Origin of the sequence: Halobellus sp. Atlit-38R, from assembly GCF_003665925.1 — an archaeon.
Classification (GTDB): domain Archaea; phylum Halobacteriota; class Halobacteria; order Halobacteriales; family Haloferacaceae; genus Haloquadratum; species Haloquadratum inordinatus.
Genome location: NZ_QXIJ01000026.1, coordinates 1 through 14,611, shown reverse-complemented (window position 1 = coordinate 14,611; position 14,611 = coordinate 1). Strand labels below are relative to the sequence as shown.

Here is a 14,611-nt window from a genome sequence, read left to right as displayed (position 1 = left end):
TTCTTGATGAAGACGAGACGGCGGACGACCTTCGGATCGTCCGCCTCGGAGAGCAATCGATCGAGTTCTTCATCGGTCAAGTGGCGAACGACCTCTTTTCGGCGATCGTTGCTCATCGTTCTCATTTTACACTCAAACTCCAAAACATCTCTCACGTACTAGTTCGCCCGAGGCCGCAGTCCTTCACTGATTCATTGGTTCGTTCGACTCCAGTACGGCGGTTGTATGTCTCATCCAACGTGGACTGCTTCAGCTGAATGTCCTCGCTGTGTTGTTCGATGCGGTCTTCGACCCTGTACTCGATGTCTTTGGGATCGTCGGTGTTTCGCGCGTTGTACGGTGCGATTGGCACGACCCCTGCGGTCAGCAGGTGGTCGTGCCAGTCAAGCGTGTCGTAGGCGCTGTCACCGACCATCCAGATCGGCTTGGCGATGGCGAGCGCGTCACGCGTGACGCGCATCGCCGTCTCCTCTGGCGCTTGCTTACTCTCTGTGAACTCCGCCGCGATCGGGATCTTTTGTCCGGTCGAGACGATCGTACAGCCGTAGCCGTGGTAGTACTCGTCGTCGGTTGGATCGTAGCACTTCGATGCGTCTTGATCGGCGGGCATCGCCCTCACATCAGTTGAATCAATGCAGTAGGTGACGTCGAGCAGGCCGCCCGCCGTGGCCTGCTCGACGAGTCGGTCAAAGACTTCGTCGACGACGTGTTCGAGGTCAGTGAGGAAGCGATCGACCGCGTCTCTTGACGGCGGTCGATCGAAGCCACAGCTTAGCCAGACAACCGTGTTCCGAAGCTCTCGTTCAACGGGACGAATGCCGTAGATGTCGTGGTAGTAGCAATGGAGGAAGCCACGCATCAGTTCTGGTGGTTCGTGGTCTCGTGTTCGCCCCGTCTCCGCCGGGGCGAACACGTCGAACTCTTCGAGAAACTCGAAGGAGAGATGCTCAAACAACGCTAGCGTCTCGGTTTCCGCGACATTGAAGAACGACTCTACCGAAGGATCATCTTGCAGGGTCGCTGAACTCATCCACCTCAGCGTTCACCCTGCTCTTTGGTGTGCTACTCGTTCTATGACACCCTCCCTACAGTCAATCTGTGAGCAGACGGACTTGGCCGAATCAACAACACGATATGCATTAGGACACCTTTCTCAAGCGGACCTTCTCGTATCACGTCCAGACCCAGCAGATGCTCGACGGCGACTCTATGCGCTGGAGACGTCTTAATTGGAACCCGAAATATAGCCGTTGATCAAGTTCGGGATATTGTTTCGTTCGCGAGTATCATCGATAGTGATCCAGGGACGTTATACGCTAAACAGGCGCAATACCACGAGTGGAATGCGCAAGAACTGAATATAGCGCTGAAACGAGTGTCGGTCCCAGTGAAGAGATAGAGTCGTTTTGCTTGGAGCCAATGGCCTGCAGGTCACGTCGCTGAATATTCAACTGTTCCAACGGTCTCTTCAGGTGCGGAAGGGTGTCAAGAAACTACTTAATGGCATCAATTTGAATTGTGGTGGTAAGGCTGAAGATTGAGGATTTGAGTCCTCAATACTCAATTTTTCACTATCTCAGACAGCGAGTAGAAACTCGGAACCAAGTACGCGATCTTCTTTTGACGAAGGGTGACGACAACCGCTCTAGAAAATCTCGATTTTGGTATGCTAAACGCTGCAGGAGTCGTGAGCCTGAACTCCTACTAACTCGGTATATTTTTGTCGCTGTAGAATCAGTCGGTGTCTATGGACGGTACATTAGACCATGTCATGCTCCGAGTGGCAGACTTGCAAGAGTCGCTCAACTGGTACAGCACGCACCTTGATTATGAAGAGAAGGATCGCTACGAGGGTGATGGGTTCACAATTGTCTATCTAGGACCACAAGAAATGCATCAGGACGGTGCGATGCTAGAACTCACTCACAACGAGGGCGAAGTGCCAGAATTGGCCGACGCTTGGGGTCATATTGCCGTCCGTGTCCCCGAGGGTGAACTTGAAGCATCGTACCAGAAGTTGATGGACGAGGGCGTCGAGGACTACCGCGACCCCGAGTCTTGTGGCGGCCGGTACGCGTTCGTGAAGGATCCCGACGGCCACGAGGTTGAAATCGTCCAGCGCGACCACGGTGCGAGGTGGAGTCTCGATCATACGATGATCCGCGTTGAGGACGCTGACGAGGCGATCGGATTCTGGACGCGGAAATTCGAGTACGACGAGGTCGGTCGCTGGGAGGCAGATACCTTCGCGAACTACTTTGTTGAACCAAAAGACGCGGCACCTGAGGAAATGGCTGTCGAACTTACCTACAACTACGACAGGGACACCTACGACTTCGGTGACGCTTGGGGTCACCTTTGTGTCCGGATCGACGACGTCCACGACGACTGGGAGACACTTATCGAACGGGATGCGCCGGACTACCGCGACCCCGAATCCTGTGACAACCTCTACGCATTTACAGAAGATCAAGATGGACACGAGATCGAACTGCTAGAGAGGGATCCGACATCTGCTTCCCTGTTCCCCTTCTGAACAGTTAGTTATACCGCCGCCATACCCTCGTACGGCAAATATCGTCCTCAAGAGAGTAGGTTTCATTCAGATTCCCCAGCGTCATAACTCCTCGCCACGATCTCGCGGTGTTCAAGTGCGCTCACAACGTTGTTGACTTCTTCAAGACCATCTTTTGTGCCAGGGATATTGGGTCTCACACCTGTCGACATAGGACACTGAGGATTTCGTTCGAGAATTCACGTACATAGATGCTGATAGTTTCTCGACAACTGCGAGAACCCCTAACGTGGGCGCGTTGTCGGCGACGAATACTCGTATCCCTTGATCACCGCGATATGAACGAGCAAATCCGATTCCTATCATACTGGATATGAAAAATAAGAAATAGTCGTACAATCTATTTTTCTGGCTTACTCTGAAACGTGGTTAAGTTGGATGATATTCGCTGCATCTTGAACAAGACGAGGGAATTCTTCAGTACGTCGCTTTTTGTCCATCCGACTTGTAGGTGAGGCAACACAGATTGCCCCTAATACGGACTGAGACCCCTGATTGCTATCAATGATCGGTGCGGCAACGCACTGGAGACCTTCGAGTTGCTCCTCTCGGTCAAAAGCAACGCCCGACTCTCTAATCTCATCGAGTTCGTCAAACAAGACATCCCGGTCTGTGATTGTATTCTCAGTCGTTCGGGGCAACCCGTGATTATTGATGATCTCTTTGACTCTATCTTCTGAAAAAAGAGACAGGATGGCTTTTCCCAGCGCGTTGTCGTGGAGGTGACACCGCTTCCCAAGCCAGTCAGCCTGGATTGCCGCACGCTCTCCGCGGTTCAGATCTAGATAGATCCCTTTGCCACTCTCTTCAATCATAAACAGCGCTAGCTCACCCGTCTCATCTGCCAGCCGGCTCACTTGCTCGGATGCTGTATGATATACGGATTGCTTTGACCTAACGTCTGTTCCAAGGCTGAACAGCCGAAGTGACAGTCGGTACCCTTCACCGTCATTGACAACATATCCGGATTCCTTGAGCGTCTGAAGATAGTAGTAAGCGCTAGTCTTTGAGATATCAAGGGCCTCTGCAATCTCTACTGGTGTCGTGGCATCGCGGCACCGGAGTACCTCAATGATGTCAATCGCCTTTTCTGCTGCCTTGATCCGCTTTTGCGTTGATCCCATCTGAGTTCTTGACTATCGATCGGGTGGAAACGTACTTTTTCGTTTCGGTGGTAAGGAGAGTTGAGTTTCCCATAATCTAGGCGGAGATCACGAAGAGCGGATGAATATTTTACTGAAGTCCTTTCTTCGGATCCCACTGCGAATCCATCTCACATAGATCACGCAAAAGGTCTTGAGGCACCAAAAATCCGAAGTTTAGTACTTCTTTCTTGACCCCACTTCGTCTCCGTAACGGGAGATCGAACGATTGTCGAGCATAATAGTTCCGCGGAGTTTGAGGAGACTTTCACAGATCGGAGCTGGATGTTCGAGAGCGGATTTCATCCTATTTGTCTGGCAGTCAAGTGCAGTGCTCTCATATAGAACTGTTCTCCCAATATGACGCAGACTTGGACTATCTCTATTCTGAAGTGCCCGGATAAGTTCTGATCCAAGGTTGTTCTCGTTCCACTGCTGCCGCGGCTGCGAGGACAAGATCGTCACGGAAACGTGGTCCGACAACTTGCATTCCGACAGGAAGCCCATCAACGAATCCCGCTGGGACTGATGCTGCCGGGTGACCAGTCATATTGAACAGCCAAGTGAGACACCATCCAAATACAGGATCAATCTCCTCCCCCTCGACGTTTTGAGGGCCAAGGCTGTGAAGATCAAATGGGGGTACTGAGACTGTTGGGGTAAGGAGTAAATCGTAGTCTTCGAATAGTGACTGTACAGCATCAAAGACACTCGTTCGAATTACATCTGCGCGCTTGAACTCTACTGCTCCATACTCCGCTCCACGCTCAAGGAAAGTGCGGAAAAGTTCCGTTATGTTGTCTTCCTCTAGTAAATCAATTCCCATCTCAATGTTGATACCCTTCCGGAGACACGCAAGGCGAACCTCAAATCCGCATTGCCACGCTTCTCTAATCTCCTGACGTGAGTAATGGAATTTGGGGGAGACATATTCGACTGATGCACCCAAATCCTCAAATGATCCGACTGCGTCACCAACCGTCTCCCGTACTGATTGAGTAACAGGGAAGAGCCCCAGTGTCGGAGACCACGCAATATGCAGATCATCTACTGGTCGTTCCACGGCGTTGCGGAGATTTATTCCGTGCGTCGGGTAAGAGAACGGATCATCAGGGTGATATCCAGAAATACGATTGAGAACGGCTGCTGCATCGGCGACTGTACGGGTGATTGGACCGGTCTCAACGAACGGCGCGTATCCAAATCCATCCGGACGGTTCCGTGTCGGGACCAATCCTGCCGACGGTTTATGTCCGTAGACGCCACAGGCACTCGCTGGTATGCGCAGTGACCCGCCTCCGTCTGTCCCAAGTGCGACAGTTGCGAGTCCATCTGCCACTGCCGCAGCGCTTCCTCCTGACGACCCACCTGATGTCTGCGACGGATCAAACGGCGTACTCGTTGGACCGAACTGGGGATTATCTGTTGTGCTCCGGTGCCCAAATTCCGGCATATTTGTTTTCCCAAGGATAACGGCGCTCGCATCTCTTAGCCGTTCGACTGCCACATCACTCTCTTCTGGCACATTGTTGATCATCGGTGCTGCGCCAAATGTCGTCGGGGCGCCTGCCACATCGAGATTATCTTTGATTGCTACAGGAACGCCACAGAGTGCCCCACCGCTTGCGTTGTCCGCATCAATGCGGTCTACCACACGTGCTGCCCGCCGTGCGTGCGTCTCCATAAGCTGTATGTAAGCGTTAGTGATTTCGTTGCGCCTTTCGATACGGCCAATGATAGACTCGCAAACCTCCGTCGCTGAATACTCACCCGAACCAATCTTCTGTGACAAATCGATCGCTGAACGGAAACAGGGACCGCTGGCCATAGGATACTGTCTCACTAATTATTTATGAATATTTGGTAAACAATAACTCTCAACAGCATCAAGTGTTGATCTCTTCCTCACATACAGCTTAGACGAGCAAAGTTAATATATTTTTCATCAGGATCCGAAACGGATACCTCGAGATAGTTGACTATCGAGCCAACTCGAATATATGTCCGTTTGCCTGCTTGAGCCATCGGTACCTCTATGAAGATGTGTGTGTAGAAGCGAATATGTTCGCTGAGATGTCGTTCGCCCTCGGCGCCTTATTAATTGTAATCGCCTTTTTCGCTGGTATTGGATGCACTACGCTTGGACCAGGCGGCATCTTCACTACCTTGGCGCTCTACACACTAACAGCGGTTCCTTCATCAACTGTCGCTGGAACTGCTCACTTCACCTTCATCGGAGTCGGTCTATTAGGAAGCCTCTCGTACCTCCAGTCAGGCGAACTCAGAATCAAAGGAAATGCTCGGATAGCAGTTGTTTTGAGCCTTTCAAGCATCGTAGGGGCACTCGCTGGCGCAGCAGTCAATACTTACGTCTCTCGGGAACTGTTTGGTCTTCTTCTCGGCGGCTTCGCCGCTGGTACAGGACTACTCATCATTTATCGCGAACGCTCTGAGCGACTTCCGCAGTTCGATGTTGACTATACATCTGTTCGTGGGACTGCATTTGTCAGTTTCATTGGTCTTGTCCTCGGCTGTCTCAGTGGATTGCTTGGTGTTGGTGGCCCCGTAATTGCGGTTCCTATCTTGATCGTACTAGGTATCCCAATGCTATCAGCACTAGCCGTCGCGCAAGTCCAGTCAATCTTCATTGCAACATTTGCCACAGCGGGATATGCAATCAATGGTGCAGTATCGATCCCGCTTGCGCTCTTGGTCGGTATTCCTCAGCTTGTCGGTGCGTTCCTAGGATGGCGTATCGCGCACTATGTTGATCCTGACCGGCTGAAAGTTGCTCTTGGAGTGACTATGATCGCTGTTGGACCGTACCTCGCGTTTCAGTAACTGATCGCGGGCAGACGTCTATCGATATCGGTGGCTGGCTCGACGATTAAGTTACGTAAGTGTGAGCGAAATTTTGTTCTTGGCCCAACCTCTGTCATCCGAACGTGGGTTTTTTGCACACTGACGATGAGTGGTGTCTATGCCCACCTTCGCAGGCATAACTCTCTCAGTTCAAGCATACATTTTTGTTGTTCTCTTTCTACTCTTTGTAGGGATAGTAAAGGGGTGTACAGGATTTGCGGTGGGTTTGCTTTCAGTTCCAGTTCTGGTTCAGTTTTTTCCACCAAAGCTAGCCTTGGCCGCGCTCACTTTGCCTATGTTCCTGGCGAATCTTCCACTTCTCTGGAAAGGTGGTGTCCCTGTTCAATTTCTTACCACACGTCCCGAATTCATTGCTGCAGTGTTGATCGGAACCCTTGCCGGGATCGTGGGGTTTGCCACTGCCCCCACCGTCTCTATTAACCTTCTCCTCAGCATCTATCTTTTTGGATTTTTGCTCCACCAGCACCTTCCTACAGAACAGATAACCCGGGGATTAGCACCCTTGACTTCTTCAGGACCCCTCGTCGGCGGAATCGGCGGCGTAGTTTCGGGAGCGTTTCTTACTGGTGGACCAATATTCGTGAGCTATCTCCATTCCACACGTGCAAAGAAGGCGGAGTTCGCAACCACCCTTGCGCTGATTTTTTTCTTGATCACCGGATTGCGTATCCTCACTCTCTATCCACTTGGCCTATTTAGGTTCACAGAGATATTGTTAGGTGTTGGACTGTTGCTTCCCCTTACAATCGGTATTCTCGTTGGCGTTAACGTGCGCAAGCACATTCCTCAGAGGTTGTTCGACACACTTGTTGAGGTCCTGCTGGTTCTCATTGCGGTGCAATTGGGTTATAAGGGCCTCACAACGGTCTTGTGATTGATTCTGAGAAGTTTGCGGGGCCCGGATCAAATTTGTATCTGGACTAGAGTTGACTCGACCGAATATTGCGAAAACCAGGCGAGCTCCGGAGATTTTGCTAGGGGTGTACTGTAAGTTAGTCCGTTCACGTCTGCCAGTCACAGTGAACTACCCCTGCTTGCTCGCTCGTGCTTCGTATCCGCTAGCCCAGACTGCGGTGCTCTTAGAGGCAGGGACTTAGCGCCTGCAATCAGCTCATTCACATCATATTGCCATCCTATTAGGAATGATAATGTTTTACAATCCTAGATCGTAAGACAGACAGTAATGATGGATGACGTCGACCGTCCAGACTCTCTTCCCGAATGGTGGGCCCGGAACGAGCGAATCCGCGAGGAGCGCAACCTCCCCCCATACCGACCACCTCGGTTTGAAGATGGCGTGTATACCCACGAAGTGGTTCCAAAGCTAGAATCCGAATTTGAGTGTACGATCCAGTTCGCAGGTACAAATACTACCTATCCTGATGACTGGGCTGTTGAGATAAATGGTCGTTCTATATTCTCAATCGGTCGACACCGTGATGAAACTGGTAATACTGTCTATGAACTTTCTGCTGACGAGTTTGTGGACACCTTCCGAGCCGCAGTTCGTGACGACGCGTAGCGTTCAGCAAAAGTGAGGGAGGAGTGTGGTCTCTACAAATACTCGCCTCCAGCCGGTTGTAGAGAGAGCGTTAATCGATTTTTTTTCAGACGTCGACGACGATATCCCCGTCTTCAACCGTTACTGGGTAGGATGGGAGTTTAACCTTCTGTCGAGACAGACAGCTTCCGTCTTCTATATCGTACTCCCAGCCGTGCCAGGGACAGTTTATGATTTTCTCCTCGTCGCACCATTCGAGTTCGTATTCTAAGCTTTCGCTATCGAACGACGCCTCATACGTTCCAGTGATATTGCCCTCACAAAGTGGCCCTGATTGATGTGCACACCAGTTACTGTATGCGACGTATTCGCCGTCGGTATTGAATACCCCAATCTCACGTCCTTCGATCTGAATGACTTTTCGATCCCCGGGCTGTAGCTCTTTTTCCTTCGCAACGGTGTGTTTCGTCATAGGTGTGGTTTATATGTTGAGTTTGAATGCTTCAATGGGCGTGTCGTAGAGTACTTGCTGACGTTGTTCGGCAGAGAAGTGACTCCGCAGGTGTTTGTCGACGCCGCTTGGATGATCAAAGTCCCAGTGCGGGTAGTCAGAGGCATACATAAGATTCTCTGTCCCAACCATCTCAATGAGGCTGTTCATATGTGTCAGGTCATTTGGTTCTCCGAGTGGCTGGGAGGCGAAATAGCACGATTCCCGGATGTATTCTTCAGGACTCTTCTCAAGTAGTGGGGCCTCACTACGTCTGATTGAATACTCTTTGTTCAGTCGATGCATCGTATACGGAACCCATCCGATGCCTGACTCAAGGAAAATGAAGTTTAGTCCAGGGAATTTCTCGGGAACGCCTTCAGTGATGAGACTGTTGAGGGTAAGCTCCTGACTCCAAGTGTGGGCAAGCGTATGCACTTGGACAAACTTGTTCAATGCCTGGTTCTGTCGGGGGAACTCGAACATAAAGTCCTCAGCGTTCCCGTGAAATGCGATCGGAAGATCATTGTCCTCCGCTGCTTTGTACATCATATCGTACTTGGGATCCCCGAGTGGAGGATTTGATCCCGTTGTTCCGATGTATGCGCCGACAAATTGGTCTTCATCGCCTAATCGGTCAAGTTCCTCTGCTGCCTTGTCGGGCTCCTGAGTCGCTAGCGCGATGAGTGCCTTATGTTCACTCTCATCAAGAATATTATCAAGGACGTAGTCATTGTAGCCCCTCATAAGAGCGTTTGCAAGCTCATCCTGTGGGAACTTCCCGAGTGGATCGAAGGTATTGATGATCGGATGATCGATATGGAAATCATCACAGAATTGATCAATCTCTTCTGTGGAGGTGAAAGTAGACCAGTTATCATCAATTTTCCCCCCCATCCACTGGTCCCATCCGCTGGACGGGAATGGAGTCCCGTACGTCGTATTGCTCACATGCGTCTTGTGGGGCTCATCGATATACGGTGCAAGGTCTTCCGGATGGACAGTCAGATGCACGTCAGCATCAACTACAGTCGTCTCGCTGAGTGCATGCTGGCTTGTTTGGGCCATGGCATTACGCAACAAACACACGATATATAATTAAATTTTTGGCTAGTACAATATAATCCGGCTGTTGTTCCCAGAGCAGTCTATAGCTGGTTCATATCTGCACTCAGAGCGCAGTGAGAGTGGCTACAAGATGCTGACCGCGTTGGCTAGACGCTCCGCATCTCGTTCGCACACCAGAGATATCTGGGAACGCTGTACCCTCTCCGTACTGCGCTCCTTGAGGAAGGGTCTTTGAGCCGACAATAAGCCTAAATCCAAGCGTTTGCATTTCTTCTCCGAGAACAGCAGTAGCTCTGATAAGATAATTTTGCGCCCATCCACCGGCTTGTCTACCGCGCAAAAAGAGATCAGCCGTGAGTTAATTTAGAAGATTACTAGCAGTGCAATAATCACTACCGAAACGTACGCAGTGATAGCAGCCGCATATCGAACGTATTCGCGCCAGCTGAACCCATAGATCGTCGCAATTGTGCCGACGAATAAGAAGCCAAGCCATAAATTCGAGACACCAGCTCCGTACATCACCGACACGAGTGACGGGATGAGTTCTGCACCAGATCCAACGATCGCAGGACCCTGTATGACCCATAGCGAACCAGGGCTCGGGATGAGCAGCCCCAGGACAAGTGCAACGAGGTACGACACAGTCTGAGTGATTCCTGTTGCCGCGATCACTTCTCCGATGGTCTCATAGAACCCCGCCGTAGACAGAAGAGAAAACACCGCGGCATACAGCAGGAAGGGAAGAGCGATGTGGTTTGCCCAACGGGTTGCATCGGTAACTTCCTCGGCGAAGGCCATAGGTCGCCCATGGATGAAGATACCGAGTATTATCAGCCCAAATAGAAGCCACAACATAGTCAGTTCTCCGCCGTTCAGGAAGTACCCGCCAAGCGAGATAGCACCGAGTATGAAGGTGACAACAGCAATTGTTCTGGACTGTTCAAGCTTGTCAGCAAACACCCACTCCTCTTTCGGTGGCATCGAGTAAGTGTCTAAGGTGTCACTGATGCTCCCCTGCACAACAGCTGTGAATTCTGAGACAGATTTCCGCTTGTTCTCTTCACTTGGGGCCAGCAGCGCCAACAGCGCCGGCAGTGTGAGCACGAACAGAGCGAGCGAAACGACATTCACTGGGTGGAGCAGAAACGCCGATGTATCGACAACGAGGTTACCGACATCTGGGTCAACCAGGAAATTTGTCGTCCCAGTGGAGTCAGCCATCAAGAGTGCACCAGGGCTTGTGAGACCAATGTTTGTGACGATGAGTGAGAGGAGACCCGCAGTCAAGACTGCAGGGTAGTGAACACGGACTCCGTTTGCTTCCGCTTGTGAAGAGAGCTGGTACCCGATGAACACAGCACCAATGAGTCCTAAAGCCCAGTTCACCCAGCCAAACAGAAGGGCGATCACACCAGTTGAATAAATAACGGTCCGCTGATTTCCTGCTGGGAGTGCACTTGCCACCAGGTCAAACATCCGTCCGACCCATCTCGACTCAACGACGGTTGCCGACAGCACCCAAAAGAGAATTAGCGACATCTGGACGGTCAGCAGACTGAAGAACCCGGTGGAAAACTGCTCTAACTGTTCAATAACACCGAGATATGGGATTGTGACGACTAAGGCGAGTACGGCGAGCAAGGCAGCCAAAGTAAGCGATTCTGGGAAGAATTGACCCAAGAATGGAACGAATCGGTCATCGCTCTCCTGTGAATTCGTGTCGTCAGTCTTTGTGTTAGTTGCCATATCGTGTCACCCCCTACAGAATCCCCATTCCCAAGAGCAGTGCTCCCGTAGCCATCACAGCGCCGCTGAAAAGGAATAGGACACCGACGTACCCCATAATATCTCGAATAGAAAGTCCAGCAATCCCGAGCGCGGGGAGCGCCCAGAACGGCTGGATCATATTGGTCCACTGGTCGCCCATTCCGAAGGCGATTATCGTCTTGCTGATATCGACGCCTGGAATCGATTGTGCAGCGTCAACCATCACTTGCCCGGTAACAACCCACTGGCCACCACCAGATGGAACAAAGAAGTTGACTGTGCCCGCAGAGAGGAACGCAGCCAAGTACCACGTCGTCTCCGTGGAATACTGTGCAGCTGCCTGTGCGATCATCGTTGCCAGTCCAGACCACGCCATAATTCCCATAATCCCACCGTAGAATTGGAATTGAATGAAGATCTGGCTTGCACCCTCAATCGCGTCTCGAAACACATCGATGTAGCTTCGGAGCGTCCCGTGGAACAGGAAACCAAGTCCGAACATCACTGCAATAAAGACGTTCAGATTGAACACGTCCATAATTGCATTTGTGGCGAACAAATAGCCAAGATACGCCCAAATGAGCAGCCCAAGACCGATACTGATCACACGGCTGTCGAGTAGCAGAGTCTTGTACGCCGCCTCCTGTCTGCGGTTCGGCATAGGTGACCCATCGACTGCCTCAACACCGCCGTCGGGTGTGGGTTGTTGGACGCTACGGAGTTTGCTTGCGGGAACCGTTACCAAATTCTCTTTCTTTTCCGGAGCCATTAGCGGCATTATGATCATTGTCACAAGGACAACGCCGGCGACGATGATCAAGTTTCCTGGGTCGAAGATTGTCTCAGAGACCGGCACAACCCCAATTTGATCTGCCAGGAAGTGATCTGGAGTAGCGACGAGCAACATAGACGCTGCGGAGAGTCCCTGATGCCAAGGCAGTAGCCCCGCGTAGCCCGTCGCAACCAGTAGAGGATAATGAACATCAACATCTTTCTCCTCCATCGCAATTGCGACCTCTCGGGCGAAGATTGCCCCGGCAACTAGGACAACACCCCAATGGAAGAGCCCAAATAGCTGACCGACGACCGCAGTTGCGAAGATTGCCTGCTTCTGCGTTCGTGGAACCTCGCCGATCCGTCGGAGTACCCGCTTGATTGGCGGTGAATCAGCAAACGCCCAGCCGGTCATAAGAGCCAACGCTGACTGCATTGAGAACGCGAGGACGAACCAGAAACCCTCCCCCCAATGTGAAACGACAGCGACGGGGCCTCGATCAGTGAACACTATTGCAAGTAGCATTGTCAAGAACGTCAGCATCAACGCGAATATGAACGCGTCCGGAAGGAATCGCTGTACGAGGGCACTGGATTTGTCCCCTAAAATCGTAAACAGCCCGCGTGACTTACTAGTACTCATCTGCCACCACCTCTCTGTGGATTGCTATCTTACACCAGGTCATTCGGAACCACTACACAATCTATACCAAATTATCATATGATAAGTGTTTGGGTGGACACCAAAAAATGCACATAGATTGCTGCAGTACACTACCGAATTACCAGACAGTGAACACGAAAGCTATGTAGAGGCTTCGTGTTCGGGGTCAGGAGGTAGATTAACCCCGAGGTCTAGGCTATTGATCCAACTTGTAGAGCGACCCCCTGAGGCTTGGGCGCTAAAGCCAGACATCCACTAATGTGTGAGCAGTAGCCGTTGAATTTCTTAGTGATGAACATACTAGCGGATAGGCGTGATACATCAGTTGCAAGAAGTTGTTGACCGTCTCCATATTTTAAACTAGGAGAGAATATCTCTTTTTTCCATAGATATATGTACTAAGGTGAGTGACTCCAGTCTGCGCCAATGTCAGAGATACTTATCGTCTCAGGAGACGGGTTTGAGAGTCAAGAGTTGTACTACCCCCTCTTTCGGCTCAATGCCGAAGATGACGTCAGTGCAACTGTAGCAGCATCTGAGTCCGGGACAATCAAAGGCGAAGTCCACGACATCGTCGATGATTGGAGTACATATATTGTCCGGCGAGGGTACAACGCAGAGGCAGAGGTTGCCTTCGCCGATATCGATCCTGCAGACTACGATGGACTCGTGATACCCGGAGGACGGGCACCTGAGTCGATTCGATATGATAGCGACTTACAGCACATCGTACAGCACTTTTTCGACGAAGAAAAACCGGTAGCAGTCACGTGCCACGGTCCACAAGTACTGTCTGAATCAGGTGTGCTAGAAGGACGCGAGATCACGTGTTGGCCCACGATGCGCGCTGACTTCGAACAAGCGGGTGCGGAGTATCAAGACGAAACGGTCGTCGTGGACAACAACCTCGTCTCTGCTCCCTCCTGGGCCGAAAATGGTGTTTGGATGGAACGGTATATTGAACTACTGAATAACTGAACGTCTCGTATTCGGCAGCTTGCGTTTTCACTTGGTTTCGGAGCGGATAGACCAGCACTCTTCTGTGTGGTACCGAGAAACCCTTGATCAGTATCGATTCTTTTGTCTTGTTCACGCTAGCCACGGTATGATTATTCACTAATGTTGAATGTAGGAGGGAGAGTTGAACAAGTTTCAATCTCTGCGACCCAGACTACGACCACAATACACCTCGAACTAGTATTCACTATCATTAAATATAGGCGCTATTTGACTCTGGAACTACCCATATGTACATTCAACAATTGTGAACAAGTACTGAGTACTTGCAAGCAAGCCAGTATAAAAAGGTATTACAGATGTAGAAATGTAATGCATAGGCTGGTTTGGATATTTGTAAGGTAGCACTCCACCCGATCTCAGGCGAATTGAACGACTAATAGAGTCGGTAAATCGCCTCAAATAAAGAAAACAGAAGTATATTCAATAATGGTGATTTCTGATCGGAGCCAGCTAATGTACCATCTGATACTACTGTTGTGGGGTCGAAATCTCTTCACTGGTCATAATGAAGACTGCCTGGGCTCCTTTCACTGGATTCCAATCTTGTGTGCGCAGTTTGTGGCGCTTTCAGGTACACCCTAAGTTGTGCCGACAACAGCGGGTATAAGTGATAGTTACCCTCAGTAGTACGCATATGTCTGACCGCGACAGCGATGCCGTTCCCGACGGCGGTGTAGCCACCGCCGACCCGGCGAGAGACGCCCGTTCGAACTACCAGTACGTC

The 14,611-nt window shown here is 51.0% G+C and carries 12 protein-coding genes and 2 pseudogenes; 6 read left to right on the top strand and 8 right to left on the bottom strand.

What is annotated here, in order from left to right; all coding sequences use genetic code 11:
* Together D3D02_RS17495 and D3D02_RS17490 are read right to left on the bottom strand one after the other, a co-directional pair.
* A pseudogene (locus D3D02_RS17495) lies at window positions 1-116 on the bottom strand (IS630 family transposase); the annotation flags it as partial.
* A 44-nt stretch (window positions 117-160) separates the two neighbouring features.
* Window positions 161-1,030, bottom strand: a pseudogene (locus D3D02_RS17490) (transposase); the annotation flags it as partial.
* 43 nt (window positions 1,031-1,073) lie between these two features.
* On the opposite strand from D3D02_RS17490, the gene D3D02_RS21680 reads away from it, so the two are divergent.
* Both D3D02_RS21680 and D3D02_RS17480 read left to right on the top strand, forming a co-directional pair.
* Window positions 1,074-1,229 carry a winged helix DNA-binding protein gene (locus tag D3D02_RS21680; protein ID WP_121571239.1) on the top strand — a complete coding sequence of 52 codons (156 nt, stop codon included), beginning with the start codon at window positions 1,074-1,076 and terminating at the stop codon, window positions 1,227-1,229.
* Between the two features lie 518 nt (window positions 1,230-1,747).
* A complete protein-coding gene (locus tag D3D02_RS17480) occupies window positions 1,748-2,536 on the top strand; it encodes a VOC family protein (RefSeq protein ID WP_121571238.1) in 789 nt (262 codons plus the stop codon).
* 392 nt (window positions 2,537-2,928) lie between these two features.
* Here the strand turns inward: D3D02_RS17480 and D3D02_RS17475 are convergent, their stop codons facing one another.
* Both D3D02_RS17475 and D3D02_RS17470 read right to left on the bottom strand, forming a co-directional pair.
* The gene (locus tag D3D02_RS17475; protein ID WP_121571237.1) at window positions 2,929-3,699 is read right to left on the bottom strand and encodes an IclR family transcriptional regulator; all 771 of its coding nucleotides are present in this window, start codon (window positions 3,697-3,699) and stop codon (window positions 2,929-2,931) included.
* A 400-nt stretch (window positions 3,700-4,099) separates the two neighbouring features.
* Window positions 4,100-5,545, bottom strand: coding sequence for an amidase (locus tag D3D02_RS17470; protein ID WP_121571236.1), 1,446 nt, complete (start codon window positions 5,543-5,545; stop codon window positions 4,100-4,102).
* A 233-nt stretch (window positions 5,546-5,778) separates the two neighbouring features.
* On the opposite strand from D3D02_RS17470, the gene D3D02_RS17465 reads away from it, so the two are divergent.
* From D3D02_RS17465 to D3D02_RS20465, 3 genes are all read left to right on the top strand, one after another.
* Window positions 5,779-6,558, top strand: coding sequence for a sulfite exporter TauE/SafE family protein (locus tag D3D02_RS17465; RefSeq protein WP_199723147.1), 780 nt, complete (start codon window positions 5,779-5,781; stop codon window positions 6,556-6,558).
* 139 nt (window positions 6,559-6,697) lie between these two features.
* A complete protein-coding gene (locus D3D02_RS17460; protein ID WP_121571235.1) occupies window positions 6,698-7,474 on the top strand; it encodes a sulfite exporter TauE/SafE family protein in 777 nt (258 codons plus the stop codon).
* A 309-nt stretch (window positions 7,475-7,783) separates the two neighbouring features.
* Window positions 7,784-8,122 carry a hypothetical protein gene (locus tag D3D02_RS20465; protein WP_158599408.1) on the top strand — a complete coding sequence of 113 codons (339 nt, stop codon included), beginning with the start codon at window positions 7,784-7,786 and terminating at the stop codon, window positions 8,120-8,122.
* A gap of 85 nt (window positions 8,123-8,207) precedes the next feature.
* On the opposite strand, the gene D3D02_RS17455 is transcribed toward D3D02_RS20465, so the two are convergent.
* The 4 genes from D3D02_RS17455 to D3D02_RS17440 form a co-directional block, all read right to left on the bottom strand.
* Window positions 8,208-8,573, bottom strand: coding sequence for a Rieske (2Fe-2S) protein (locus D3D02_RS17455; protein WP_121571234.1), 366 nt, complete (start codon window positions 8,571-8,573; stop codon window positions 8,208-8,210).
* A gap of 9 nt (window positions 8,574-8,582) precedes the next feature.
* Complete coding sequence (locus tag D3D02_RS17450; protein ID WP_121571233.1) at window positions 8,583-9,659, bottom strand: amidohydrolase family protein; 1,077 nt, start codon at window positions 9,657-9,659, stop codon at window positions 8,583-8,585.
* A 363-nt stretch (window positions 9,660-10,022) separates the two neighbouring features.
* Window positions 10,023-11,408 carry a TIGR00366 family protein gene (locus tag D3D02_RS17445; RefSeq protein WP_121571232.1) on the bottom strand — a complete coding sequence of 462 codons (1,386 nt, stop codon included), beginning with the start codon at window positions 11,406-11,408 and terminating at the stop codon, window positions 10,023-10,025.
* A 13-nt stretch (window positions 11,409-11,421) separates the two neighbouring features.
* Window positions 11,422-12,846 carry a short-chain fatty acid transporter gene (locus D3D02_RS17440; RefSeq protein ID WP_121571231.1) on the bottom strand — a complete coding sequence of 475 codons (1,425 nt, stop codon included), beginning with the start codon at window positions 12,844-12,846 and terminating at the stop codon, window positions 11,422-11,424.
* A gap of 447 nt (window positions 12,847-13,293) precedes the next feature.
* On the opposite strand from D3D02_RS17440, the gene D3D02_RS17435 reads away from it, so the two are divergent.
* Entirely contained in the window at window positions 13,294-13,845 is a 552-nt protein-coding gene (locus tag D3D02_RS17435) for a DJ-1/PfpI/YhbO family deglycase/protease (RefSeq protein WP_121571230.1), read from the top strand.
* The last annotated feature ends 766 nt before the right edge of the window (window positions 13,846-14,611 follow it).

Coding starts and splice junctions, on each gene's coding strand:
- D3D02_RS21680 (WP_121571239.1), top strand. CDS start 1,074: ATGACACCCTCCCTACAGTCAATCTGTGAGCAGACGGACTTGGCCGAA.
- D3D02_RS17480 (WP_121571238.1), top strand. CDS start 1,748: ATGGACGGTACATTAGACCATGTCATGCTCCGAGTGGCAGACTTGCAA.
- D3D02_RS17475 (WP_121571237.1), bottom strand. CDS start 3,699: ATGGGATCAACGCAAAAGCGGATCAAGGCAGCAGAAAAGGCGATTGAC.
- D3D02_RS17470 (WP_121571236.1), bottom strand. CDS start 5,545: ATGGCCAGCGGTCCCTGTTTCCGTTCAGCGATCGATTTGTCACAGAAG.
- D3D02_RS17465 (WP_199723147.1), top strand. CDS start 5,779: ATGTTCGCTGAGATGTCGTTCGCCCTCGGCGCCTTATTAATTGTAATC.
- D3D02_RS17460 (WP_121571235.1), top strand. CDS start 6,698: ATGCCCACCTTCGCAGGCATAACTCTCTCAGTTCAAGCATACATTTTT.
- D3D02_RS20465 (WP_158599408.1), top strand. CDS start 7,784: ATGATGGATGACGTCGACCGTCCAGACTCTCTTCCCGAATGGTGGGCC.
- D3D02_RS17455 (WP_121571234.1), bottom strand. CDS start 8,573: ATGACGAAACACACCGTTGCGAAGGAAAAAGAGCTACAGCCCGGGGAT.
- D3D02_RS17450 (WP_121571233.1), bottom strand. CDS start 9,659: ATGGCCCAAACAAGCCAGCATGCACTCAGCGAGACGACTGTAGTTGAT.
- D3D02_RS17445 (WP_121571232.1), bottom strand. CDS start 11,408: ATGGCAACTAACACAAAGACTGACGACACGAATTCACAGGAGAGCGAT.
- D3D02_RS17440 (WP_121571231.1), bottom strand. CDS start 12,846: ATGAGTACTAGTAAGTCACGCGGGCTGTTTACGATTTTAGGGGACAAA.
- D3D02_RS17435 (WP_121571230.1), top strand. CDS start 13,294: ATGTCAGAGATACTTATCGTCTCAGGAGACGGGTTTGAGAGTCAAGAG.